The 22,247-nt window shown below is 72.6% G+C and carries 19 protein-coding genes and 2 pseudogenes; 8 read left to right on the forward strand and 13 right to left on the reverse strand.

Annotated elements, in window-relative coordinates; genetic code table 11:
• Nucleotides 1-157: 157 nt before the first annotated feature.
• A complete protein-coding gene (locus O7601_RS27070; RefSeq protein WP_281563887.1) occupies nucleotides 158-1,000 on the forward strand; it encodes a GNAT family N-acetyltransferase in 843 nt (280 codons plus the stop codon).
• A 107-nt stretch (nucleotides 1,001-1,107) separates the two neighbouring features.
• On the opposite strand, the gene O7601_RS27075 is transcribed toward O7601_RS27070, so the two are convergent.
• From O7601_RS27075 to trpC, 5 genes and pseudogenes are all read right to left on the reverse strand, one after another.
• On the reverse strand, nucleotides 1,108-2,289 hold the full coding sequence (locus tag O7601_RS27075) for an NAD(P)/FAD-dependent oxidoreductase (protein WP_281563888.1): 1,182 nt from the start codon (nucleotides 2,287-2,289) through the stop codon (nucleotides 1,108-1,110).
• Nucleotides 2,290-2,612: 323 nt separating this feature from the next.
• A pseudogene (gene lgt / locus O7601_RS27080) lies at nucleotides 2,613-3,629 on the reverse strand (prolipoprotein diacylglyceryl transferase); the annotation flags it as partial.
• Between the two features lie 165 nt (nucleotides 3,630-3,794).
• The gene (gene trpA / locus O7601_RS27085; RefSeq protein ID WP_281563889.1) at nucleotides 3,795-4,610 is read right to left on the reverse strand and encodes a tryptophan synthase subunit alpha; all 816 of its coding nucleotides are present in this window, start codon (nucleotides 4,608-4,610) and stop codon (nucleotides 3,795-3,797) included.
• A 4-nt stretch (nucleotides 4,611-4,614) separates the two neighbouring features.
• Nucleotides 4,615-5,853, reverse strand: a complete 1,239-nt coding sequence (trpB, locus tag O7601_RS27090) for a tryptophan synthase subunit beta (RefSeq protein WP_281563890.1) — start codon at nucleotides 5,851-5,853, stop codon at nucleotides 4,615-4,617.
• Between the two features lie 39 nt (nucleotides 5,854-5,892).
• Nucleotides 5,893-6,696, reverse strand: coding sequence for an indole-3-glycerol phosphate synthase TrpC (gene trpC, locus O7601_RS27095; RefSeq protein WP_170863280.1), 804 nt, complete (start codon nucleotides 6,694-6,696; stop codon nucleotides 5,893-5,895).
• 442 nt (nucleotides 6,697-7,138) lie between these two features.
• Here trpC and O7601_RS27100 point away from each other — a divergent pair, with 442 nt between their 5' ends.
• Entirely contained in the window at nucleotides 7,139-7,390 is a 252-nt protein-coding gene (locus tag O7601_RS27100) for a hypothetical protein (protein WP_281563891.1), read from the forward strand.
• Between the two features lie 76 nt (nucleotides 7,391-7,466).
• On the opposite strand, the gene O7601_RS27105 is transcribed toward O7601_RS27100, so the two are convergent.
• The 5 genes and pseudogenes from O7601_RS27105 to O7601_RS27125 all read right to left on the reverse strand — a co-directional run bounded on the left by O7601_RS27105 (nucleotide 7,467) and on the right by O7601_RS27125 (nucleotide 11,670).
• Entirely contained in the window at nucleotides 7,467-8,045 is a 579-nt protein-coding gene (locus O7601_RS27105) for a Trp biosynthesis-associated membrane protein (protein WP_281567055.1), read from the reverse strand.
• Nucleotides 8,046-8,233: 188 nt separating this feature from the next.
• Nucleotides 8,234-9,787, reverse strand: coding sequence for an anthranilate synthase component I (locus tag O7601_RS27110; protein WP_281563892.1), 1,554 nt, complete (start codon nucleotides 9,785-9,787; stop codon nucleotides 8,234-8,236).
• Between the two features lie 67 nt (nucleotides 9,788-9,854).
• Nucleotides 9,855-10,283, reverse strand: a complete 429-nt coding sequence (gene hisI / locus O7601_RS27115) for a phosphoribosyl-AMP cyclohydrolase (RefSeq protein WP_281567056.1) — start codon at nucleotides 10,281-10,283, stop codon at nucleotides 9,855-9,857.
• Nucleotides 10,284-10,463: 180 nt separating this feature from the next.
• A pseudogene (locus O7601_RS29540) lies at nucleotides 10,464-11,219 on the reverse strand (phosphoribosyl-AMP cyclohydrolase); the annotation flags it as partial.
• A gap of 58 nt (nucleotides 11,220-11,277) precedes the next feature.
• Nucleotides 11,278-11,670: a MerR family transcriptional regulator gene (locus O7601_RS27125; protein ID WP_281563893.1), complete on the reverse strand. Its 393-nt coding sequence runs from the start codon at nucleotides 11,668-11,670 to the stop codon at nucleotides 11,278-11,280.
• Between the two features lie 115 nt (nucleotides 11,671-11,785).
• Here O7601_RS27125 and O7601_RS27130 point away from each other — a divergent pair, with 115 nt between their 5' ends.
• The 3 genes from O7601_RS27130 to O7601_RS27140 all read left to right on the forward strand — a co-directional run bounded on the left by O7601_RS27130 (nucleotide 11,786) and on the right by O7601_RS27140 (nucleotide 13,975).
• Complete coding sequence (locus O7601_RS27130) at nucleotides 11,786-12,517, forward strand: ABC transporter ATP-binding protein (RefSeq protein WP_281563894.1); 732 nt, start codon at nucleotides 11,786-11,788, stop codon at nucleotides 12,515-12,517.
• Complete coding sequence (locus O7601_RS27135; protein ID WP_281563895.1) at nucleotides 12,517-13,272, forward strand: ABC transporter permease; 756 nt, start codon at nucleotides 12,517-12,519, stop codon at nucleotides 13,270-13,272. The genes O7601_RS27130 and O7601_RS27135 overlap by 1 nt, the downstream gene beginning before the upstream one ends.
• Before the next feature lie 73 nt (nucleotides 13,273-13,345).
• Nucleotides 13,346-13,975, forward strand: coding sequence for a TetR family transcriptional regulator (locus O7601_RS27140; RefSeq protein WP_281563896.1), 630 nt, complete (start codon nucleotides 13,346-13,348; stop codon nucleotides 13,973-13,975).
• Here the strand turns inward: O7601_RS27140 and O7601_RS27145 are convergent.
• The 3 genes from O7601_RS27145 to O7601_RS27155 all read right to left on the reverse strand — a co-directional run bounded on the left by O7601_RS27145 (nucleotide 13,962) and on the right by O7601_RS27155 (nucleotide 18,398).
• Entirely contained in the window at nucleotides 13,962-14,693 is a 732-nt protein-coding gene (locus tag O7601_RS27145; RefSeq protein ID WP_281563897.1) for a DUF2470 domain-containing protein, read from the reverse strand. The genes O7601_RS27140 and O7601_RS27145 overlap by 14 nt on opposite strands.
• A 64-nt stretch (nucleotides 14,694-14,757) precedes the next feature.
• Entirely contained in the window at nucleotides 14,758-16,533 is a 1,776-nt protein-coding gene (locus O7601_RS27150) for an ABC transporter ATP-binding protein (RefSeq protein WP_281563898.1), read from the reverse strand.
• Complete coding sequence (locus O7601_RS27155; RefSeq protein WP_281563899.1) at nucleotides 16,530-18,398, reverse strand: ABC transporter ATP-binding protein; 1,869 nt, start codon at nucleotides 18,396-18,398, stop codon at nucleotides 16,530-16,532. Before O7601_RS27155 ends, O7601_RS27150 begins: the two co-directional genes overlap by 4 nt.
• A 178-nt stretch (nucleotides 18,399-18,576) precedes the next feature.
• Between O7601_RS27155 and O7601_RS27160 the strand changes: the two genes are divergently transcribed.
• The 3 genes from O7601_RS27160 (at nucleotide 18,577) to O7601_RS27170 (ending at nucleotide 22,228) form a co-directional block, all read left to right on the forward strand.
• Nucleotides 18,577-19,206, forward strand: a complete 630-nt coding sequence (locus tag O7601_RS27160) for a TIGR03085 family metal-binding protein (RefSeq protein ID WP_281563900.1) — start codon at nucleotides 18,577-18,579, stop codon at nucleotides 19,204-19,206.
• Nucleotides 19,207-19,329: 123 nt separating this feature from the next.
• Nucleotides 19,330-20,268 (forward strand): terpene synthase, encoded by a 939-nt coding sequence (locus O7601_RS27165; protein WP_281563901.1) that lies wholly within the window; start codon nucleotides 19,330-19,332, stop codon nucleotides 20,266-20,268.
• 139 nt (nucleotides 20,269-20,407) lie between these two features.
• Nucleotides 20,408-22,228, forward strand: coding sequence for a long-chain fatty acid--CoA ligase (locus tag O7601_RS27170; RefSeq protein WP_281563902.1), 1,821 nt, complete (start codon nucleotides 20,408-20,410; stop codon nucleotides 22,226-22,228).
• Nucleotides 22,229-22,247: the final 19 nt, after the last annotated feature.

Raw genomic sequence — 22,247 nt, forward strand, 5'->3', positions numbered from 1 at the left:
CAAGGGCCACCGGGCCTCCTGTCGTCGCTCAGGCTGGATCATGGTCGGGACGACGTCGGCCCTGGATCGGACTATTGAGTCTACGTTAGGGGCCGGCACGCAAGGCCAGTGCGGATTGATCACACCGTCCAGAGTTTGGGACATGTAGTCTCGCGCCGTGGATTCCGAGCGTACCGACCTCCTCGACCGGTTGGAACGGTTCTACGACGCGGTGCCCCGGGACGCGGCCCGTGTGGAAGATCACGGTGGTCTGGTGCTGTTCGTCCGGGAAGGCCCGGGATGGCCGTTCTACGCCCGGCCACGGCGGGACGGCACCGGGTCACCGACCCTCGCCGACGTGGCGGCGGTGCGGACGCGCCAGCGCGAACTCGGCCTGCCCGAGGCCCTGGAGTGGGTGCACGACACCACCCCCGAACTGCTGGCGGTGGCCCGCTCGGGCGGCCTGTGCGTCCTCGAAGCGCCGCTGATGGTGCTCGATCCGGCCGCCCTGCCGCACCCGGCGAGGCTGGGCGTACCGGTGCGGTTGCTCGATCCGGCGGACGAGGACTTCGACTCGGCGGTGGCCGCCCGGCGGGCCGTGGCGGCGGTCGGGTTCGCCGCTCCCGGCACCAGACGGGGCGAGGCCGGACCAGCCGACCGTGACGCCGCCATGATCGGACTGGACGCGGCGGCGGTCGACGAGGAGCGGTCCCGCATCGCCGACGGCAGCCGGCTGTCCGCACTGGCCGGCACCCCGACGGAAGGCCCACTGGCCAGCGGGATGGCCATGCGGGTCGGTGACGTCGCCGAGATCGCCGGGGTGGCCACGCTGCCCAGCGCCCGCCGTCGAGGGTTCGGCGCGGCGGTCACCGCCACCCTGGCCCGCGCCCTGCTGGACACCGGCACCGACCTGGTCTTCCTCACCGCCGGCAGCGAGGAGATCGCCCGCGTCTACCTGCGCGTCGGCTTCCGCCGCATCGGCACCGCCTGCATCGCTTCCCCCACCCCCCTACACCCCTGAAACCCCACCCCACCCCTTGCCGTTGATCATGACGTTAGCGGCACTTTTGAAGATCATCTCGACCGTTAACCTCATGATCAACAGAGCAATGGTGGGGTGGGGTGGGGTCAGGTTGGGGGGCGCCATTGGGCGGCGATGGTGGCGGCGGTGCCGAGTAGGCGGGGGGTGATGGTGCCCAGGGCCGCGTCGCGGGCGCGTAGGGCCAGGCGGCCCCGGGTGCGCAGCACCGCGGACATGCGGCGGGTCTGCCGGACCACGGCCGCCGCGCGGGGTCGCCGCGCCCGGTCGTACGCCAGCACCGCGTCGGGCAGGGTCGACTCGCGCAGCAGCACGGCGAGGGTCGCGGCGTCCTCGAAGGCCAGGCAGGCACCCTGCCCCAGGTGCGGCGGCATGGCGTGCGCGGCATCGCCGAGCAGCACCACCCCGCCCGGGCCGGCCGGGAAGCCGAACGCTCGGGGCAGCGGACGCAGCTCCCGGATCTCCCGCTGCACCAGGTCGGCCGGGTCGGTCGCGGCCAGCAGTTCGTCGACCGGCGCGGGCCAGCCGGCGTACCAGCGGCGCAGCAGCGCCAACTGGGTCTCCGGCGGCTCGGGACGGGCCGCGCCCGCCGCGGTGGCCATCCAGTAGATGCCGCCACGGCTGGAGGCGCCGGAGGAGCCCCGTTCGCCCAGCGAGGCGGACACGAAACGGTAGCCGGCACCGAGGATCTCACCGCCGACCGCGTCGGGCAGGCTGGGCGCGCGGTACCAGGGGATCACCGCCCGCCAGGCGGCGCAGCCGGAGCTGACCACTCCCGAGGCGGGGGCGAGCTGACGCCGGATCACGCTGTCCGTGCCGTCGGCGGCCACGACCAGATCCGCCTCGTACGTGTGCCGGCCGTCGCCGACAGCGGGCCGTTCACCGGCGGCGGCGCGCACCGTCCGCACCGTCACCCCGGTACGCAGCTCGACCCGCTCGCCCAGGCCCGCGATCAGCGCGTCGTGCAGGTCCTCCCGGTGCACCACCACCGGGACACGCTCGGCCGGCGTCGGTCGGGGCTGCACCAGCCAGTGCCCGTCCGGACGGCGCACCCCGCCGTCGGACAGGGGGGTGGCGATGGCGTCCAGTCCGGCGCCGAGCCCCAGGGCGCGCAACGCCCGGACCCCGTTGGGCCAGAGCATCACGGCGGCCGGCTCGGGACGGATCCGGTCGGCCCGCTCCAGGAGCGTCACCTGCCAGCCCGAACGGGCGAGCGCGCCGGAGACCGCCAGGCCGCCGAGCCCGCCGCCGACCACCACCGCGGTCCGCATGAGCGTCCCCGGCCTCAGCTGTCGCGGTCGGCGGGACGCGCAGCGGCGGATTCCGCCGCCGTACCGCCGGCCGGTGCACCCGATGCCGATCCGGCCTGCTCGCCGTCGGCCGCCCCGCCGGCCGACCCGGCGCGCTCACCGGCCGGTCCTCCGGACGGCTCACCCTGCGGTCGGGCGGCGGTCGCCGCCTCGTCGTCCGGTCGGTCGGTGCCGGGCGCGGCACCCACGTGGACCGGGTCCGCCGCCGCGGCGGGCGCGGCGCCCGCGTCGACCGGGTCCGCCGCCGCGGCGGGCGCGGCGCCCGCGTCGACCGGGTCCGTCGCTTCGGGCGGCGCCTCGCCGGTCCGTCGCCAGTGCGTGAACTGCTCCTCGTCGACCACCCGGTAGCCCTCGGGCGCCGCCGGCTCGGTGGTGGCCCCCTTGGCCGACAGGTCGACCTGCGAGACGTCGGAGGTGGCCGGGGCGGTGGTGGCGACGCTCGGCAGGCCGACCGGGATCAGGTACTGCCGTGGCCCGCGCACCCGCAGGAAGTAGATGAGAGCGCCGAGGAACACCAGCGCCGCGGTCCAGACGTTGATCCGTACGCCGAGGATCGTGTTGGCCTCGTCGGTACGCATCATCTCGATCCAGAACCGGCCGGCGGTGTAGCCCATCACGTAGAGGGCGAACGCGCGGCCACGGCCGAGCCGCAGCTTACGGTCGAGGAAGTACACCATCGCGGCGACGCCGACGTTCCACAGCAACTCGTAGGCGAAGGTCGGGTGGTAGAGCCCCTCCTCCAGGATCGGCTGACCGGCCTCGTCACGCAGCGCCTGCCCGCCGTCCATCCGGTGGATCTCCAGCCCCCAGGGCAGGTCGGTCCGCCCGCCGTAGAGCTCGTTGTTGAACCAGTTGCCCAGCCGGCCGATCGCCTGGGCCAGCGGCAGGCCCGGCGCCAGCGCGTCGGCGACCACGGTCAGCGGAATGCCCAGTTGCCGGGCGGCGATCCAGGCGCCGACCGCGCCACCGGCGACCGCGCCCCAGATGCCCAGCCCACCCTCGTGGATGAAGAACACCTTGATCCAGTCCCCGCCGGTGCCGAAGTACTTCTCCGGTGAGGTGATCACGTGGTAGATCCGGGCGCCGATGATGCCCGCCGGCACCGCCCAGACGGCGATGTCGAGCACCGTGCCCGGGGCCGCGCCGCGCTGACGCAGCCGCCGCTCGGTGACCCAGCAGGCCACCGCGATGCCGGCGAGGATGAACAGCGCGTACGCCCGGATGGGGAACGGGCCGAGCTGCCACACGGCGTTGCTCGGACTCGGGATGGCGGCCAGGGACGTCGGCGAGGCGAGACTCACGGGTGCACACGCTACCGCTGCGGACCCCCGTACCGTCACCCCGGTCCGCCGCACCCTCCCCACACCAGCACTCGCGATCTGCACTTCTCGTCGCCGCGAAGCCGGCATCACGGACTAAGCGGCGACCGAAACCTCAAGATCGACGTTGAGGGGTGGGGTGGGGGATCAGCGGTCGGGGTGGCGGACGCCGTCGGACAGTTCGGCGCTCAGGGTGCGCAGGGCGGTCAGCGCGGCCGCCTCGTCGGGGGCGTCGAGCAGGCAGCGGATGAGCGCGCTGCCGACGATCACCGCGTCGGCGTACCCGGCGACGGTGGCGGCCTGCGCCCCGGTGCCCACGCCCAGGCCGACGCCGACCGGCAGGTCGGTGACCTCCCGCACCCGGGACACCAGCACCGGCGCCGCCTGCGACGTCTGTGACCGGGCCCCGGTGACGCCCATGATCGCGGTGGCGTAGACGAAGCCCCGGCAGTGCGCCGCCGTCATCGCCAGCCGCTCATCGGTGGACGACGGCGCGACCAGGAACGTGCGGTCCAGCCCGTGCGCGTCCGAGGCGGCCAGCCACTCGCCGGCCTCCTCGGGGATCAGGTCGGGGGTGATCAACCCGGTCCCGCCGGCAGCGGCGAGATCCCGGGCGAACGCGTCCACCCCGTACCGCTCGATCGGGTTCCAGTAGGTCATCGTCACCACCGGGGCACCGGTGGCGGCTACCGCCTCGACGATGCTCAACGTGTCCCGGGTGCGTACGCCGCCAGCCAGGGCGATGTCACTGGCCCGCTGGATCACCGGTCCGTCCATCACCGGGTCGGAGTACGGGATCTCCACCTCGATGACGTCGACGCCCGCAGCGACCATCGCCTTCATCGCCCCGATGCTGCCCTCGACCGTGGGAAAACCGGCCGGCATGCAGCCGACCAGCAACGCCCGGCCGTCCGCCCGGGCCTTGTCGAAGGCCACCCCGATCCGGCTGGTCCGCTCGCTCATGGCCTCACTCCTTGTCGAGGATGCCGAAGTACTCACCGGCGGTGTGCACGTCCTTGTCACCCCGGCCGGAGAGGTTGACCACGATCGTGGGCTGCCGGCCGAGCTCGGCGGCGAGCTTCGGCGCGATGACCAGGGTGCCCGCGAGGGCGTGTGCGCTCTCGATCGCGGGGATGATCCCCTCGGTGCGGCAGAGCAGCTCGAACGCGGCCATCGCCTCGTCGTCGGTGACCGGCTGGTAGCTGGCCCGGCCGGTGTCGTGCAGCCAGGCGTGCTCCGGGCCGACGCCCGGGTAGTCCAGTCCCGCGGAGATCGAGTGCGACTCCCGCGTCTGGCCGTCGGCGTCCTGGAGGACGAAGGTCCGGGTGCCGTGCAGCACGCCTGTGGAGCCGCCCGTGATGCTTGCCGCGTGCCGGCCGGTGTCCATTCCGTCGCCGCCGGCCTCGAAGCCGTACAGCCGCACCTGCGGGTCGTCGGTGAAGGCGTGGAAGATGCCCAGCGCGTTGGAGCCGCCGCCGACGCAGGCCGTCACCGCGTCGGGCAACGCGCCGGTCAGGTCCAGGCACTGCGCCCGGGCCTCCTCGCCGATACCCCGCACGAAGTCGCGGACCAGCGCCGGGAAGGGGTGTGGTCCGGCGGCGGTGCCGATCAGGTAGTGGGTCTCGTCGACGTTGGCGACCCAGTCCCGCATCGCCTCGTTCATCGCGTCCTTGAGGGTGCGCGAGCCGGTGGTCACCGGCACGACCGTCGCGCCGAGCATCCGCATCCGGGCGACGTTCAACGCCTGCCGCTCGGTGTCGACCTGGCCCATGTAGACCACGCACTCCAGGTCGAACAGGGCCGCGGCGGTGGCGGTGGCGACACCGTGCTGACCGGCGCCGGTCTCGGCGATCACCCGCCGCTTGCCCATCCGCCGGGTCAGCAGCGCCTGACCGAGCACGTTGCGCACCTTGTGCGCGCCGGTGTGATTGAGGTCCTCCCGCTTGAGCAGCACCCGGGCACCGGCTCGGGCGGAGAACCGGCGGGCCTCGTAGAGCAGCGACGGCGTCCCCGCGTAGTCGCGCAACAGGTCGGCGAACTCGGCCCGGAACGTCTCGTCGGCCATCGCCGCCTGGTGCGCCGACGCCAACTCGTCGAGCGCGGCGACAAGTGCCTCCGGCACGAACCGGCCGCCGAACGTGCCGAAATGGCCGGCGGCGTCGGGGAACTGCGCCGGCAGCTCGGTGTTCGTGGCGTCAGCACTCATCGCGGGTCCTCTCGCTCACAAACGGTCGCCCGGCGCGGCTCAGCGCACCGGGCGGGGCGTCGCCGGGTGGTTGCCGGCGTTGACCAGCTCGGCCACCGCCTCCCGGGGACTCTTCTGGGTCACCAGCCCCTCGCCCACCAGGACGGCGTCGGCGCCGGCCGAGGCGTACCGGATCAGGTCGTGCGGGCCACGTACGCCAGACTCGGCAATCTTGACGACGTTGCTGGGCAGGCCGGGCGCGATCCGCTCGAACACCGACCTGTCGACCTGAAGGGTACGCAGGTCACGGGCGTTGACCCCGATGACCTGGGCGCCGGCCTCCATGGCCCGGTCGGCCTCCTCCTCGTCGTGCACCTCGACCAGCGCGGTCATGCCCAGCGACTCGATTCGCTCCAGCAGGCCGACCAGCACGTTCTGCTCCAGCGCGGCGACGATCAGCAGCACCAGGTCCGCGCCGTGGGCGCGCGCCTCGTGCACCTGGTAGCTGGAGACCACGAAGTCCTTGCGCAGCACCGGGATGTTCACCGCGGCCCGTACGGCGGCGAGGTCGTCGAGTGACCCGCCGAACCAGCGCCCCTCGGTGAGCACGCTTATCGCGCGGGCACCACCGGCCGCGTACTCGCCGGCCAGGTCCGCCGGGTCGGCGATCTCGGCCAGCTTGCCCTTGGACGGCGAGGCACGCTTCACCTCGGCAATGACCGCGACGCCGGGCCGGCGCAGGGCCGCGTACGCGTCCAGCGGCGGCGGCGCGGCGGCGGCCAGTTCACGGATCCGCTCCAGCGGAACCTGTTCCTGCCGCCGGGCCACGTCTTCGCGGACGCCGGCCAGGATCTCGTCGAGCACGCTGACGGGCGCCGCCGAGCCGGCCTCGTCCCCCTCGGCGTGGGCATGTTCAGCAGTCACCAACGGACTCCCCTCTCCGGGTGTCATGGGCCGATGCTAGGGGGCACCACCTGGACCCGACCGCCGGGGGTATGGCGCTCCTCACGAAATGGGCTGCGGCATAATGGCCCACTTGTGCGCACGGACCGTGACTCTGCGTCACAGTATTATCGACGATCGCCCATGGGAGAGTGACCGAGAGGCGGTGCGACGGTCAGCGGATCCGGCCATGTCGATGTTGTGACCAAGCTCAAGGACAAAGGTCCCTGTGCCGGTCAGGCCGGCTACCGCAGAGTTGACGGTGCAGTCATCACCACGAAACCCGGGCCGAGCAGCATCAGCCTCGGGCACACTCGATGACGCGCCTGCCCCATCGCCACGACGATCTCTCCCCGGGGTGATCATGAGTACCTCCGCGCCGCAGCAGACCATCGGACTCACCACCATCTCGCGCACCGTCGCGTCGCTCGCCGTCGGTGTCGTCCACACGTTGGAGCGGGCAGTGGTCGGACCGGACCGGATGCGCACCGCATCCGGCAACGCCTGGGAGGCCATCTGCGCCGACCGGGCCCGAGCCGACCAGCGGGCCGAACTGGACCGCCTCGTCGCGGAACTCACCGCGGCCCGGGCGCGCACCCGGCAACCCGTCGGCTGACCGCTCCCGCCGCCCTGACCTCAAACCCGGGTGGCCGGCCCCCCGCAGGGCGCCGTCCGACCCCGACGCCGGCCGGTCAGCGGATCGTCGGGTCCTCGCCGCGGTCCAACGCCTCCCACGCATCGATGGTGCCCGCCCCACCGATCGGACCGCTGGTGCCGGCAGGCCGAGTGGTCCGACGTTCGTAACGCGCGCCCATCGCCGGCCAGCGGTGACCACGCAGCATGGTCAGCGAACCACCGACGGCGGCGAGGATCCCGCCGAGCAGGGTCAGCGCCGGCCACTGCCAGGTGACCGGGTCGCCGAGATCACCGACGATCCCGTAGCCTCCACCGGCCGCGAGGGCCAGGCCGAGCAGGGTCAGCAGCCCGCCGAGCACTCGGCGCAGCCGGCCCCGGGTGGCCAGCACCGCCCCGCCACCGGCCAACCCGACGAGGGCCAGGGCCGGCAGCCACGGCAGCAACTGCCCGCCCGTGCGGCCCTCCTCCACCAGCAGCAGCGTCGGTTCGCCTCGGCTGACCGCGCCGAGCACCCAGGTGCGAGTCACGGCCCACAGCGCCAGCCCCGCGCCGGCCAGGCAGAGCAGCACGGCGTACGCCAGTTCGCGCCGGCCCGGCACCGGTCGCGCGTCCCCGGTGCCGCGTTCCCCCGGCACGCTCCCCGCGCTCACCGAGCCGACCTTCCGCTCGCGACTGCGGGACTCCGCTGCGCTACATTCCTCGCGCTCACCGAGCCCACCTTCCGCTCGCGACTGCGGGACTCCGCTGCGCTACATTCCTCGCGCTCACCGAGCCCACCTTCCGCTCGCGACTGCGGGACTCCGCTGCGCTACATTCCCCGCGCTCACCGGGCCGGCCGGAGGGTTTCCGCGGCGGCGATGGCCGCCAGCACGGCGGCAGCCTTGTTCCTGGTCTCCTGGTCCTCGGCGGCCGGGTCGGAGTCGGCCACCACACCGGCGCCGGCCTGCACGTACGCCCGGCCGCCCCGGATCAGCGCGGTCCGGATCGCGATGGCCATGTCGAGATCTCCGGCGAACCCGAAGTAGCCGACCGTCCCGCCGTAGAGGCCCCGGCGGACCGGCTCCAACTCCTCGATGATCTCCATGGCGCGTACCTTCGGCGCGCCGGAGAGCGTGCCCGCCGGGAAGGTCGCGGCGAGCGCGTCGAAGGCGGTGCGGTCCGCCCGCAGCGTGCCGATCACCGTGGAGACGATGTGCATCACGTGGCTGTACCGCTCGATGGTGGCGAACTCCGGCACCTCGACCGTGCCGGGACGGCAGACCCGGCCCAGGTCGTTACGGCCCAGGTCGACAAGCATCACGTGCTCAGCGCGTTCCTTCGGGTCGGCGAGCAGCTCGGCGGCGAGCCGGGCGTCGGCCTCCGGGGTCGCGCCACGCGGTCGGGTCCCGGCGATCGGATGCAGCAGTGCCCGCCGCTCGCCATCCACCTCACCGGTCACCTTCAGGTGCGCCTCCGGTGACGAGCCGACGATGTCGAAGTCGTCGAAGCGCAGCAGGTACATGTAGGGGCTGGGGTTGGTGGTGCGCAGCACCCGGTAGACGTCCAACGGGTCGGCGTCGGTCTCCCGCTCGAACCGCTGGGCGAGCACGATCTGGAAGCACTCGCCGGCCCGGATCGCCTCCTTCGCCGCCTCCACCGCCTTCGGATACCCGCCGTCCGGTGTGCGGCTGCGGACCTCGCCGGCCGGCGGACGGGCGACCGTGGCGACCATCGGCGGGATGGGCCGCGACAGCGCCGTGGTCATCGCGTCCAGGCGGCCCACCGCGTGGTGGTAGGCGGCGACGACCCGCTCGTCGCGGCCCGGCTCGTCCAGCGGGGGCAGGATCGCGTTGGCGACCAGGATCGCCGAACCGTCGAAGTGGTCGAGCACCACCAGGTCGGTGGCGAGCATCATGCCCAGTTCGGGCAGGCGCAGGTCGTCCTCCGTGAACACGGGTAGCCGCTCGAACCGGCGGATCAGGTCGTAGCCGAGATAACCGACCATGCCGCCGGTCAGCGGTGGCATCCCGTCACCGGGGGTGCCGGGCGGGCCGGCCAGCGCCGTCACCGTCGCACGCAGCACCTCGACCGGGTCCCCGGAGGTCGGCAGCCCGGCCGGCGGCACGCCGAGCCAGGCCGCGGAGCCGTCGCGCTCGACCAGGGTGGCGCTGCTGCGCACCCCGACGAAGGAGTACCGGGCCCAGGCCAACCCGGATGAGCCGACGCCCTGCTCGGCGGACTCCAACAGGAACGTCCCCGGGCCACCGGCGAGCTTGCGGTACACCCCGACCGGGGTCTCCGCGTCGGCGAGCAGCCGGCGGGTGACCGGCACCACCCGCCACCGGGCGGCCAGTTCGCTGAAGGTGGCCGCGTCCGGACTCACCCGACCGTCGCTCATGCCGGCACTCCGCTGTGCTCCGTGCCGTCATGAGGCACACCCGCGCCGATCCCGATGATTCGCTCGCTCATGAAGCCACCTCGCCGGTGACGGGCAGCTCGGTGGAGAAGCAGGTGCGCTGCCCGGTGTGGCAGGCGGCACCGACCTGGTCGACACTGACAAGTACCGCGTCACCGTCGCAGTCGAGCGCGACGGAGCGGACGTACTGGTGATGGCCCGAGGTGGCGCCCTTGACCCAGTACTCGCGCCGGCTGCGCGACCAGTAGGTGGCCCGACCGGTGGTCAGGGTGCGGTGCAGGGCCTCGTCGTCCATCCAGGCCATCATCAGCACCTCACCGCTGTCGTGTTGGCGGACCACGGCGGCCACCAGGCCGTCGGGGGTGCGCCGCAGGCGGCCGGCGATCGCCGGGTCGAGCCGTGACGGTCGCCGCGAACCGCCAACCGGCTGCGGATGGTCAGGGTGGGCGCCGGTCACCGGCGCGTCAGGTACGGGCACAGTGACCGATTGTCCCGCACGCGGCGCGGGTACCCCAGTGGGCTCCCGGCTGGCGGACGGGGCACCGCCGGCGAACCGGCCCAACTGGGCCACGTAGCGGTCCAGGCGCCCGTCCAGCAGAGCGTCGGCGAGATCCGGGCCGGCCACCTGACCCACCTCGGCGGCGTACGGACGGATCAGCGGCAGGGTGCCGGTCACCAGGCGAGCCGCTGCCGCCCAGACCTGGCCGGTCGAGCCGGGACGCAGGCCGAGACAGCGCAGCATGTCCTCGCGGTAGCCGGCGGGCGCCACCGGCAGATCGAGCGCGGCGGTGAAAGCCGACCGGCGGGACACCACCCGCACCGACGGGTTCGCCAGCCGCAGCACGGAGGGGCAGAGCCGGGCCAGATCGGCGGCGGCCAGCCGGGCACCGAGCGGATCCTCGTGGTCCCGGGCGGCGGCCACCTTGCCCAGCGTGGCGATCAGTTCCTCAAGCCGTGGCTCGTCGGCCGGCTGGCAGAGCACCGGCAGGTCGATGCGGTGCCGCCAGTACGGGTCGGCCCAGAGCAGCCGGGTGGGGGCCGTCACCGGCAGGCCGAAGGCCCAGTCGGCCGGCTCACCGAGGCGGGTCACCCAGGAACGGATGTCCCGGGCCGCCACCGACACGTGGGTCAGCCGGCCGGAGTGCTCCGCGAGGTACGCCCGACGGGCCGCGTACGGAGCGCCACCGAGCAGCACGTCCACGTCGACGTCGCTGTGCGCGGTGGCGGCCCGACGCGCGTGGCTGCCGCGCAGCAGGATGCCCACCACGGGCCGGTCGGCGCTCGCCCGCAGCCGGGCAGCCCAGTCGTCGAAGAACCCACTGTCCGGTGACGGAGCGTGATCCACTGCGCCATCGTGCCGCAGGTCCGATCGGGGCGCAATGACCGGTGACGGACCTGAAGTCCGATCTGACACCAGCTGACCGTGCTATCGGCATTACACCCCAGCGGGCGTTTGGCCCGATTTCGATGCTTCAGTCGAACTCGCCCAGCTCCGCCCGCCGGTAATGGTCGATCTTGAAGTCGAGCACCTTCAGGTCCTCCTCCAGCTCGGCCATCCGGTGCAGCACCCGTATCCGATGCTCCTCGAACAGCGCCCGGCGGGCACCGAGCGTGCCGTCACCCTGTCGGGCCAACTCGACGTAGCGACGCATGTCGCGCACCGGCATGCCGGTGCGGCGCAGCCGGGTCAGCAGCAGCAGCCAGTTGACGTCCTCCGCAGTGTAGCGACGCCGGCCGGCGGAGTCCCGGCCCACCGGGGCCACCAGCCCCTCCTGCTCGTACCAGCGCAACGTGTGGGTGGTCAGGCCGACCCGCTGGGCCGCCTCGCTGACGGTGAAGGTCGGCTCCCGCGTACCGATGTCCATCGTTCGAGGGTCCCAGCACCGGGCGACCCGGCGCGACCCCGTGACCGCGCTTGCCGAACCGGCCGTATTTCACCTACCGTTGATTTCAACAGACAATGAATTTAGGAGGTGGGCGATGGCCGACGCGATCGCCGTCCGGGGCCTGGTCGTGGACCGGGGCGGACGGCGGGTGCTGCACGGGATCGACGCCACGGTGCCGCGCGGCTCGGTAACCGGTCTGCTCGGGCCGAGCGGCAGCGGCAAGACCACGTTGATGCGGGCGGTCGTCGGAGTGCAGGTGATCGCCGCCGGCACGGTGACGGTGCTCGGGGCCCCGGCCGGCGCGCCGCCACTGCGCCACCGGGTCGGTTATCTGACTCAGGCGCCGAGCGTCTACGCCGACCTGACGGTGCGGGAGAACGCCCGCTACTTCGCCGCGCTGCACGGCCGCGACCGGTCCGAGGCCGACCGTGCGGTGGCCGACGTCGGCCTGGCTTCAGCGGCCCGCCAACTGGTGGGCACTCTCTCGGGCGGGCAGCGCAGCCGGGCGTCGCTGGCCTGCGCCCTGGTCGGCGAGCCCGAGCTGATCGTGCTCGACGAGCCCACAGTCGGCCAGGATCCGGTGCTGCGGGCCGATCTCTGGGCCCGATTCCACGCGCTGGCCGCGACCGGGACGACCCTGCTGGTGTCGAGTCACGTGATGGACGAGGCCGCCCGGTGCGACCGGTTGCTGCTCATCCGCGAGGGACGGCTCGTCGCCGACGACACACCAGCGGCAATCCGGACCGCCGCCGGGGTGGACGACCTCGACGAGGCGTTCCTGCGGCTGATCAGGGCCGCACAACCCGACCGGTCCGGGGAGGCGTGATGAGCCCGCGCATTCTGGCCGCCACCGTCGCCCGCATCCTGCGGCAGCTGCGCCACGACAAACGAACCATCGCGTTGCTGGTGGCCGTGCCCACCGTCCTGCTCACCCTGGTCTACTACATGTACGCCGACCAGCCCACGCCGCCCGGCCAGCCGTCGACATTCGACCGGATCGCCCTGGTGATGCTCGGCTTCTTTCCGTTCATCATCATGTTCTTGGTGACCAGCATCGCGATGCTGCGCGAGCGCACCACCGGCACGCTGGAACGGCTGCTCACCACCCCGCTGGCCAAGACCGACCTGCTCTTCGGGTACGGGATCGCCTTCGGGCTGGCCGGCGCGGTGCAGGCCGGCCTCGCCTCCGCCGTCGCGTACTGGGTCTTCGGCCTGCAGACGGCCGGCAGCAGTGCGCTGGTCATCATGATCGCCGCACTGAACGCGGTGCTCGCCGTCGCGCTCGGACTGCTCTGCAGCGCCTTCGCCCGCACCGAGTTCCAGGCCGTACAGTTCATGCCGGTCGTGGTCGCACCCCAACTGCTGCTCTGCGGGTTGTTCGTGCCCCGCGACGAGATGGCCGGCTGGTTGCAGGCGATCAGTGACGTGCTGCCCCTGTCGTACGCCGTCGAGGCCCTACAGGAGGTCGGCGCGCACGCCGAGCCGACCGGGACGATGTGGCGCGACGTGGCGATCGTCGCCGGCGCGGCGGTGCTGGCGCTGGTACTCGCCGCGGCCACCCTGCGCCGGCGCAGCGGCTGACGACGCCGGGCCGGCCCGGCGCGTCGATCGCGCGCCGGGCCGGCGACGACGCGGACAGGAGCGAGGGAGGGCGATGGTAGGGCGCAGCGGACGGCGACCCGGCAAACCCGGCACCCGGGACACGATTCTCGACGCCGCCCGGGCCGTCTTCGCCGAACGCGGCTACGACGCCAGCACCATCCGGGCCATCGCCACCTCCGCCGCGGTCGACCCGGCCCTGGTGCACCACTACTTCGGCACCAAGGAACAGCTCTTCCTGGCCGCCATGCGCTTTCCGGTGAACCCGGGAGAAGTGCTGCCCAAGGTGCTCGCCGGTGACCGTGCCGCCCTGGGCGAACGGCTGGTACGCATGTTCGTCACGGTCTGGGACTCGCCCGCCGGTGCCGCCGGGGTGGCCCTGCTGCGCTCCGCGGTGAGCAGCGAGTGGACCGCCCGCCTCCTGCGCGAGTTTCTCACCACCCAGGTGCTGCGCCGGGTCCTCGACCACCTCGACGTCGACCCGGCCGAGGTGCCGCTGCGCGGATCGCTGGTGGCCAGCCAACTCGTCGGGCTGGCGCTGATGCGCTACGTGATCCGGCTGGAGCCGGTCGCCTCCGCCGCGCCGGAGACCCTGATCGCCACGGTCGGCCCGACCGTGCACCGCTATCTCACCGGCGACCTCGGCCGCCCAGCCGCCGAGGTCGGGCCGCCTAGCCCGCGCTGAGCACCGGCTCCAGCAGCCGGGTCAGCTCGGCCTGGTCGGTCAACCGGCGGCCGAAGGCGAGCCGGGCGCGGCGCCGGGCGCCCGGCCGGCCGAAGGTCACCAGCATCCCGTACCTGTCGATCCGCTCGACCCGGGGCGCGTGGTCGGCCGGACCGGCGGCCAGGCCGAGCTGCCGGCGCAGGTAGTCAGTCATCTGCTGGGCGCGGTCCTCGCCCAGGTGGGCGAGCAGCCCCGCCTCGACCGGGTGCAGCGGATCCGGCTCGGACTCGGCGTACGCGGCAGGGTCGATCCGGCGCAACTCGCCGGCCCGGTGCCAACGCGCCTCCGCCACCTCGAAGCGGAACAGCCGAAAGCGGGTGCCGACGTCGAGCAGGTCGCCGGTGGGCTCCACCGCGGCGAAATCCACCGCGGCGGCCCGCGCCTCGTCGCCGACCAACCGACGCGCCCAACCGGAGACCAGCGCCCGGCCGAGGGACGGCGCTCCGGCGGCGGGCGGCAGATCGAGCACGTCGAGCACCACCGCGACGGCGCGCTCCTCGGCACCGGCGTCCAGCGCCGCCGCGAGATCGCTGACCACCGGCACCAGCAGCAGCACCCGACCCTCGGCGTCGGTGGCGTGGCGCGCGTGGTGCAGACCGGGCCGGCAGGCCAGGTGTACGAGGCCGGGCAACCGGCCGGCAACCAGGGTCCGGACGATCTCAGCGGGGCTGGGCCGCATGACACGACCTCCTTTGAGGTTAGGCTTACCTAACTTGGAGGGTATGGCATCGGCCCGGCGGCGTCTACCGGGTCTGCTCAAGCCACGAGGCGTAGAGCAGCCCGTACACCGAATCCGGCTCGCGGATCAGCTCGTCGTGCGAGCCACGCTGCACGACCCGCCCCCGGTCCACCACGATCACCTCGTCGGCGTTCTGCGCGGTCGACAGCCGATGCGCGATCGCCAGGGTGGTCCGACCCCGGGTCACCGCGTCCAACGTCCGCTGCAACCGCACCTCGGTGGCCGGGTCCACCGCGCTTGTCGCCTCGTCCAGCACCAGCAGATCCGGATCGGCCACGTACGCCCGGGCCAACGCCACCAACTGACGCTCCCCCACGCTCAACGCCTCGCCACGCTCACCCACCCCGGTCGACAGCCCGGCGGGCAGCCCGTCCAGCCAGTCGGCCAGACCCAGCTCGGTGAAGGCGGCGGTGAGCTGTTCATCGGTCAGCTCCGGACGGGCGAAGCGGACGTTGTCGGCCACCGTGGCGTCGAACAGGAAACCGTCCTGGGGAACCATCACTACCCGGGAGCGCAGCGAATCGAAGCGCACGTCGGTCAGCGGCACCCCGGACAGCAGCACCGCCCCCGCCGTGGGGTCCATCAGCCGGGTCACCAGCTTGGCGAAGGTGGTCTTGCCGCTGCCGGTCTCACCCACCACCGCCACCCGACTCTTCGCCGGAATCTCCAGGCTGATGTCGTGCAGCACCGTCGGACCGCCCGGATAGGCGAAACGTACGCCGCCGAAGCGGATGTCCAGCGGCCCGGTGGGCAGCTCACGCCCCTGCGAGCCGGGATCCGCCACATCCGGCTCGACGTCCAGCACGTCGAGCACCCGACGCCAGCCGGCGATCGCGTTCTGCGCCTCGTTGAGCACCTCGGTGGCGATCTGCACCGGCTGGATGAAGAGCGTCACCAGGAACAAGAACGCGGTGATCTCACCGATGCTCAGCGTCCGGTCGGCACCGAGGAACACCCCCAGCACCACCACACCTGCCAACGCCAGGCCGGCGGCCAGCTCACCTACCGAGCTGCCGAGAATGCTGATCCGGATCGCCTTCTGCTGCGCCCGCCGCTGGCCGTCGATCGCCTCGTCCAGCCGCCGGGCGGTGCGCCCCGCGATGCCGTACGCCCGGATCACCGGCGCGCCGACCACGCTCTCCCCGACCGCCGCCAGCAGGGCGCCCGTACGCTGCCGAACCACCCCGTACGCCCCGGCGAGCCGACGTTGGAGCAGCCGGATCACCAACACCGCCGGCCCGAAGGCGGCGAACACCACAAGCGTCAACTGCCACGAATACGCCAGCATCACGACCGTGGTGACCGCCAACTGCCCCAGGTTGACCAGCAGGATCACCCCGCCCCACTGGAGGAACTGGGTGATCTGGTCGACGTCGCTGGTGACCCGGGAGACCAGTGAACCGCGCCGCTCCGACTGCTGGTGCAGCATCGACAGGTCGTGCACGTGCCGGAAGGCGCGCACCCGTACCCCAGCCAGCGCCGTCTCGCTGACCGTGAACAGTCGGCGCATCATCAGGTAGCCACAGGTCGTGGTCACCACCAGCACCGCCGCGGTGACCGAGACCACCACGAACAACGCGTTCAGGTCCAACCCGCCGGTGATACCCCGGTCGATGCCCTGCTGCACCGCCACCGGCACGGCCACCCGGCCGACCATGTACACAAGCGCCAGACCGAGGGTGCCGGCCAGCCCGACCCGCAGTTCCGGGGAGAGCGACAGCCCCCGACGCAGCGTCCGCCACGTCGACTCGGGCTGCTCCGGCGCTTCGCCGACCGTCACCGGTCCACCTCCAGTCCGGAGGTCATCGGGGTGACCTCGTCGTACGTGCGCTGTCGGTCGTGGTCGACCTCGGCCTGCTCGTAGGCGGTGACCAGATCGGCGTAGCCCGGCACCGTGGCCAGCAGCGTGCTGTGGGTGCCCCGCGCCACCACCCGCCCCTGCTCCAGGTAGATGACCTCGTCGGCGAGGGCGATGGTCGCCCGCCGGTAGGCCACCACCAGGATCGACGCGCCCGGGCCACCGCCGGCGGACGAGCGCAGGCCGGCCAGGATGGCGGCCTCCACCCGGGGGTCGACCGCGCTCGTCGCGTCGTCGAGCACCAGCAGGCGGGGGCGACCCGCCAACGCCCGGGCCAGGGTGAGTCGCTGCCGCTGGCCGCCGGAGAGGGAGGTGCCCCGCTCACCGACCATGGTGTCCAGCCCATCGGGCAGGGCGGCGACGAACCCGTCGGCCTCGGCCAACCGCAACGCGGCCCAGACGGCCTCGTCGTCGACGCCGGGCCGGTCCAGCGACACGTTGGCCCGCACGGTGTCGTCGAAGACGAACGGCACCTGGGCGACCAGCGCGGCGGTACCGGCGAGCACATCCGCGGCCAGGTTCCGGACGTCCACCCCGTCGATGCTGACCGTGCCCGACCGGGGATCGACAAGCCGGACCGCCAGCGCGGTGACGGTGGACTTGCCGGCGCCGGTCGGCCCGACCAGGGCGACGGTCTTCCCGGCCGGCACGGTGAAGGTGACCTCGCCCAGTACCTCGGTGCCGGGCAGGTGCGCCTCGGCGGGTTCGTAGGCGAAGCCGACGTCGGTGAAGGTGAGCGTGGCCGGCGTCGCCACGTCCGGGTCCGGCCGGGTGTCGCCGTACGGCATCTCGCCGGTGGCGTCGAGCACCCGGCGGATCCGGTCCCAGCCGGCGACGCTGCGCGGCAGTTCGGCCAGCACCCAGCCGATGGCCCGCACCGGGAACGCCAGCACGGTGAAGAGGAAGGCCACGCTGACCAACTCGGACACCTCGATGGCGCCCTGCCGCAGCCGGTACGCGCCGACCACCAGCACCGCGAGGGTGCCGAGACTGGGCAGCGTCTCCAGCATCGGGTCGAAGATGCCCCGCAGCCGACCGACCGAGATCAGCGCGTCGCGCAACTGGCCGGCCCGCGCCGCGAACCGGGCGGTCTCCTGCGCCTCCCGCCCCATCGTCTTGACCACCAACGCGCCGTCGAAGCTCTCGTGCGCGATCCCGCTGACCTCGGCGCGCAGCCGTTGCGCCCGCGCCTGGCGTGGGGCCATCCGGCGGGAGTACGCCACGTTGAGCGCGAACAGGGCCGGGAAGACGGCCAGCCCGACCAGCGCCAGTGCCCAGTCGACGGCGAACAGCGACGTCACCGCGCCGATCAGCATCACCAGCGTGCCCACCGCGAAGGGCAGCGGTGCGATCGGCTGCCAGGCGGCCTCGACGTCGGAGTTGGCGTTGGACAGCAACGTGCCTGTCGCGTTGCGGTGGTGCCAGGACAGCGGCAGTTCCAGGTACCGGCGGGTGACCCGACGGCGGTAGGCGGCCTGCAGGCGGAACTGCATGTAGCCGGCGCCGAGCCGGCGACCGAAGATGCCGACCACCCGCAGCACACTCAGCCCGAGCAGTGCCGCGGCGGCCAGCGCCAACGCGCCCACCGCCACCGAACCGCTCTCGACGGCCGGCACCACCACATCACCGACGACCGCGCCGACCACGAACGCGCTGGCGACCACCATCAGACCGAACAGCACGCTGCCGGCCACCGCGACCGCGAAGATCCTCGGTTGTTCGCGGATGGCCCGCCCGAGGACGGTCAGCCCGCGACCGAGCACGTCCCGACTAGTCCCGCTCGCCACATTCTCCCCCGCCGTAAGCCGCCACAATCCTCTCTCATCCTTACCGCTACCGGCCGGGTACGCCGACCCCCGGCGATATGTCCGACGTCACCCCGGGGATCCGACGCCACCCCGAGGACCCGCCGGCCGCGGAGGGCTCGGGACGCGAGCTGGGCCGCACCGGCTTACCATCACTGCCATGCCGCGGTACGCCCGATCGGAGCGCGAGGCGCTCACCGAGCTGATGTCCGCCCTGGGTCCGGACGCCCCGACCCTCAACGAGGGCTGGACGACCCGTGACCTCGCCGCGCACCTGGTGGTCCGGGAGCGTCGTCCGGACGCCGCAGCGGGCATCGTCCTGCCGCCGCTGGGCGGGTACGCCGAGCGGGTGCGGCGCCAGATCGCCGCCCTCGACTGGACCGAGTTGCTCGGCCGGGTGCGACGTCCTCCGCTGTGGAGCCCGGTGAGCAATCCGCTGACCGACGAGCTGACCAACACGCTGGAGTTCTTCATCCACCACGAGGACGTACGCCGCGCCCGGGCCGGCTGGCAGCCCCGGGAGTTGCCGGTGGGATTGGAGCGGGGGCTGTGGCGACGCGTGTCGACGCTGAGTCGACTGGCGCTGCGCCGCTTCCCGGCCCAGGTGCTGGTGCAGGCGCCCGGCCACGGCGAGGTGGCCACCGGCCGTGGCGGTGCACCGCTGCGGCTGGTCGGCACGCCCGGTGAGCTGGCCCTGTTCCTGTCCGGCCGGCAACGTGCGGCGCGGGTGCAACTCGATGGCACGGCGGCCCTGGCCGATCGGCTCCGCACCGCCAGCCTGGGCTTCTAACCGTCTGTGCGGAACCGGTCACGGCAAAATCCGAAACGTTACTCGCTGCATCGACCGACCGGTATCGGGGCTCCCGTACGCTGACCCGCGCCGCCTCGTGGGGGGGTGGCAACAGGGAGCGCGATGCGAAGCTTTGTGGTTTCGGCCCTGCGCGAGCCTCCGTTCGCTGGCGTCCGACACGAGGACACCGAGCGCGTGGCCCGGGAGAGCGCGGACTGGGCGCGGGAGCTGGGCCTGATCGGTAACGGGCAGCGGCTGCACCGGGCGGATGCCGCCGGGCTAGCCGGGCGGGCCTGTCCGCAGGCGCCACCGGAGCGCCTGCGCCTACTGACCGACCTGATCTCCTGGCTGTTCGTGATGGACGACGCCTGCGACGAGGACGGGCTGGGCGCCGAACCCACCCTGCTCGCACCGACCGTGGCTGCGCTGCTGGACGTGCTGGACCGCCAGGGCGCGCCGGGTCCGGTGCCGCCCGGCGCGGCCGGGACGCTGGCGCTCGGCCTGGCCGACCTGTGTCAGCGGGTACGTGGCCACCGGCGTCCGGCGGTGCTGCTGCGGTTCGTCGCCGGGATGCGCGAGTACCTGCTCGCGCTGCTGTGGGAGGCGGCGAACCGGGAGCACGAGCGGGTCCCGCCGATCGACGAGTACGTCCAGATGCGCCGGCACACCGGCGCCGTGTACCCCAGCCTCACCCTGACCGACCTGGCGCTGGACGGTTTTCCGCCGGCCGTACGCAGAGCCGACCCCGGGTGGGCCACCCTGGAGGTGCTGGCCGCCGACCTCATCTGCTGGTGCAACGACGTCTTCTCCTACCGCAAGGAGCACCGGGGCGGGCCGGACGCACACAACCTGATCACGGTGCTGACCCGGGAGACCGGTGACGAGTCGGCGGCGCTGCGGGCCGCCGCCGACCGGTTCAACGATCGACTCGGGGCGTACCTGGCGGCCGAGACCGATCTGTTGGCCAGCCACGGCGACGCGGTCCGCCCAGCGTTGGACACCCGACGGAACTGGATCCGGGCCACCTACGACTGGTCGCGGGCGGCGGCGCGCTACGAGTGAGACGAGGGCGCCTTTCACGGGACGAGGCTGGTAGATGATCGTCAGGGCTAGCCGACGCCCGGGGGCAGGCAATACCCTTCGGTAACGAACACCGACCGTGACGACCGTCACGCCTCCACCCCCGAAGGCGGCTACAGCGATGGCTCTCGATGTACCGTACAGCTCCATTCCTGACATGTTTCTCAAGCGCGTCGCGGCCTCCCCTGACCGCCACGCTTTCGCCCACCCCGGCCCGGACGGTCCGGTCTGGCTGACCTGGGCTCAGGTCTCCCAGCGGGCCACGGCGATCGCCGCCGGCCTGCACGGCCTGGGCGTCGGTCAGGAGGACCGGGTCGCGATCCTGGCGAACACCCGGCTCGAATGGGTGATCGCCGACTTCGGCATCATGTGCGCCAGCGGCGCCACGACCACTGTCTACCCGACCACCGAGCCGGAGGACGCCACCTACATCATCTCCGACTCCGGCTCCAAGGTGCTGTTCGCGGAGAACCCGGACCAGGCGGCCAAGATCGCCGGAGCGCAGCTGCCCGCGCTGACCCACGTGGTCCTCTTCGACGGCGCCTCCGACCCGTCCGCGGCAGTGCCGCAACTGACCCTCGCCGAGTTGGAGGAGCAGGGCGCCCAGCGGCTCGCCGAGGACCCGGAGCTGATCGAGCGCCTGGTCGCCGGCATCGGCCCGGACCATCTGGCCACCCTGATCTACACCTCCGGCACCACCGGTCGCCCCAAGGGCGTCGAGCTGCTGCACGGCGGCTGGTGCTGGGAGGGCGTGGCGCAGGAGGCGGTCGGGCTGCTCCGCGAGGATGACCTCCAGTACCTCTGGCTGCCGCTGTCCCACTCGTTCGGCAAGACGCTGCTCTGCGGCGCCACGCATGTCGGCCTGCCCACGTACGTGGACGGCCGGGTCGACAAGCTCGTCGAACTACTCTCGGTGGTCCGCCCGACGCTGATGTGCGGCGCACCCCGGGTCTTCGAGAAGGTCTACAACAAGTCGGTCACCACCGCGCAGGACGCCGGTGGGGCGAAGGCCAAGATCTTTGCCTGGGCGGTCGGCGTCGGTAAGGAGAAGGTCGCCCTGGAGCAGGCCGGCAAACCGGTGCCGGGCGGGCTGAAGCTCAAGTACACGCTGGCGGAGAAGCTGGTCTTCAGCAAGCTCCAGGCCCGGCTCGGCGGCCGGATCCGGGTGCTGGTCTCCGGCGCCGCCCCGCTCAGCCCGGAGATCGCCACCTTCTTCGCCGCGGCGAACCTGCCGATCTCCGAGGGCTACGGTCTGACCGAGACCAGCGCCGGCAACTTCGTCAACCCGCCCGACGGGCTGCGGATCGGCACCGTCGGCAGGGCGATGGGCGACCTTGAGTGCCGCATCGACACCGACGGCGAGATCCTGCTCAAGGGCCGGCCGGTGATGCGGGGCTACCACAACCTGCCCGAGGAGAGCGCCGCCGCGTTCACCGAGGACGGCTTCTTCCGTACCGGTGACATCGGCAGCCTCGACGACGACGGCTACCTGCGCATCACCGACCGCAAGAAGGACCTGGTCAAGACCTCCGGCGGCAAGTACGTCGCACCGTCGCACATCGAGGGCATGTTCAAGGCCACCTGCCCGTACACCTCGCAGGCCGTGGTGATCGGTCAGGCCCGCAACTACTGCACGATGCTGGTCACGCTGGATCCGGACGCCATCGCGGGCTGGGCCGCCGGCACCCCGCTGGAGGGCCGCCCGTACAGCGAGATCGTCGCCTCCCCCGAGGCCCAGGCCATGGTGGAGGAGTACGTCGCCCAGCTCAACCAGAAGCTGAACCGCTGGGAGACCATCAAGAAGGTCACCATCCTGCCGCGCGACCTCACCATCGAGGACGGCGAGATCACCCCGTCGCTGAAGATCAAGCGCCGTGGAGTGGAGAACAGTTTCGCCGACGAGATCGACAAGATGTACGCCGGCACCGTCGCCGAGATCTGACGGCCCATCGCGTCGGCCC

Origin of the sequence: Verrucosispora sp. WMMD573 (genome assembly GCF_027497175.1) — a bacterium.
Lineage (GTDB): Bacteria > Actinomycetota > Actinomycetes > Mycobacteriales > Micromonosporaceae > Micromonospora.

Excerpts from the sequence above, each read along its gene's own strand:
- O7601_RS27165 (WP_281563901.1), top strand. The coding sequence starts at position 19,330 with ATGCGAAGCTTTGTGGTTTCGGCCCTGCGCGAGCCTCCGTTCGCTGGC.
- O7601_RS27125 (WP_281563893.1), bottom strand. The coding sequence starts at position 11,670 with ATGGACATCGGTACGCGGGAGCCGACCTTCACCGTCAGCGAGGCGGCC.
- O7601_RS27130 (WP_281563894.1), top strand. The coding sequence starts at position 11,786 with ATGGCCGACGCGATCGCCGTCCGGGGCCTGGTCGTGGACCGGGGCGGA.
- O7601_RS27135 (WP_281563895.1), top strand. The coding sequence starts at position 12,517 with ATGAGCCCGCGCATTCTGGCCGCCACCGTCGCCCGCATCCTGCGGCAG.
- O7601_RS27170 (WP_281563902.1), top strand. The coding sequence starts at position 20,408 with ATGGCTCTCGATGTACCGTACAGCTCCATTCCTGACATGTTTCTCAAG.
- O7601_RS27140 (WP_281563896.1), top strand. The coding sequence starts at position 13,346 with ATGGTAGGGCGCAGCGGACGGCGACCCGGCAAACCCGGCACCCGGGAC.
- O7601_RS27145 (WP_281563897.1), bottom strand. The coding sequence starts at position 14,693 with ATGCGGCCCAGCCCCGCTGAGATCGTCCGGACCCTGGTTGCCGGCCGG.
- O7601_RS27075 (WP_281563888.1), bottom strand. The coding sequence starts at position 2,289 with ATGCGGACCGCGGTGGTGGTCGGCGGCGGGCTCGGCGGCCTGGCGGTC.
- O7601_RS27100 (WP_281563891.1), top strand. The coding sequence starts at position 7,139 with ATGAGTACCTCCGCGCCGCAGCAGACCATCGGACTCACCACCATCTCG.
- O7601_RS27110 (WP_281563892.1), bottom strand. The coding sequence starts at position 9,787 with ATGAGCGACGGTCGGGTGAGTCCGGACGCGGCCACCTTCAGCGAACTG.
- O7601_RS27160 (WP_281563900.1), top strand. The coding sequence starts at position 18,577 with ATGCCGCGGTACGCCCGATCGGAGCGCGAGGCGCTCACCGAGCTGATG.
- trpA (WP_281563889.1), bottom strand. The coding sequence starts at position 4,610 with ATGAGCGAGCGGACCAGCCGGATCGGGGTGGCCTTCGACAAGGCCCGG.
- trpB (WP_281563890.1), bottom strand. The coding sequence starts at position 5,853 with ATGAGTGCTGACGCCACGAACACCGAGCTGCCGGCGCAGTTCCCCGAC.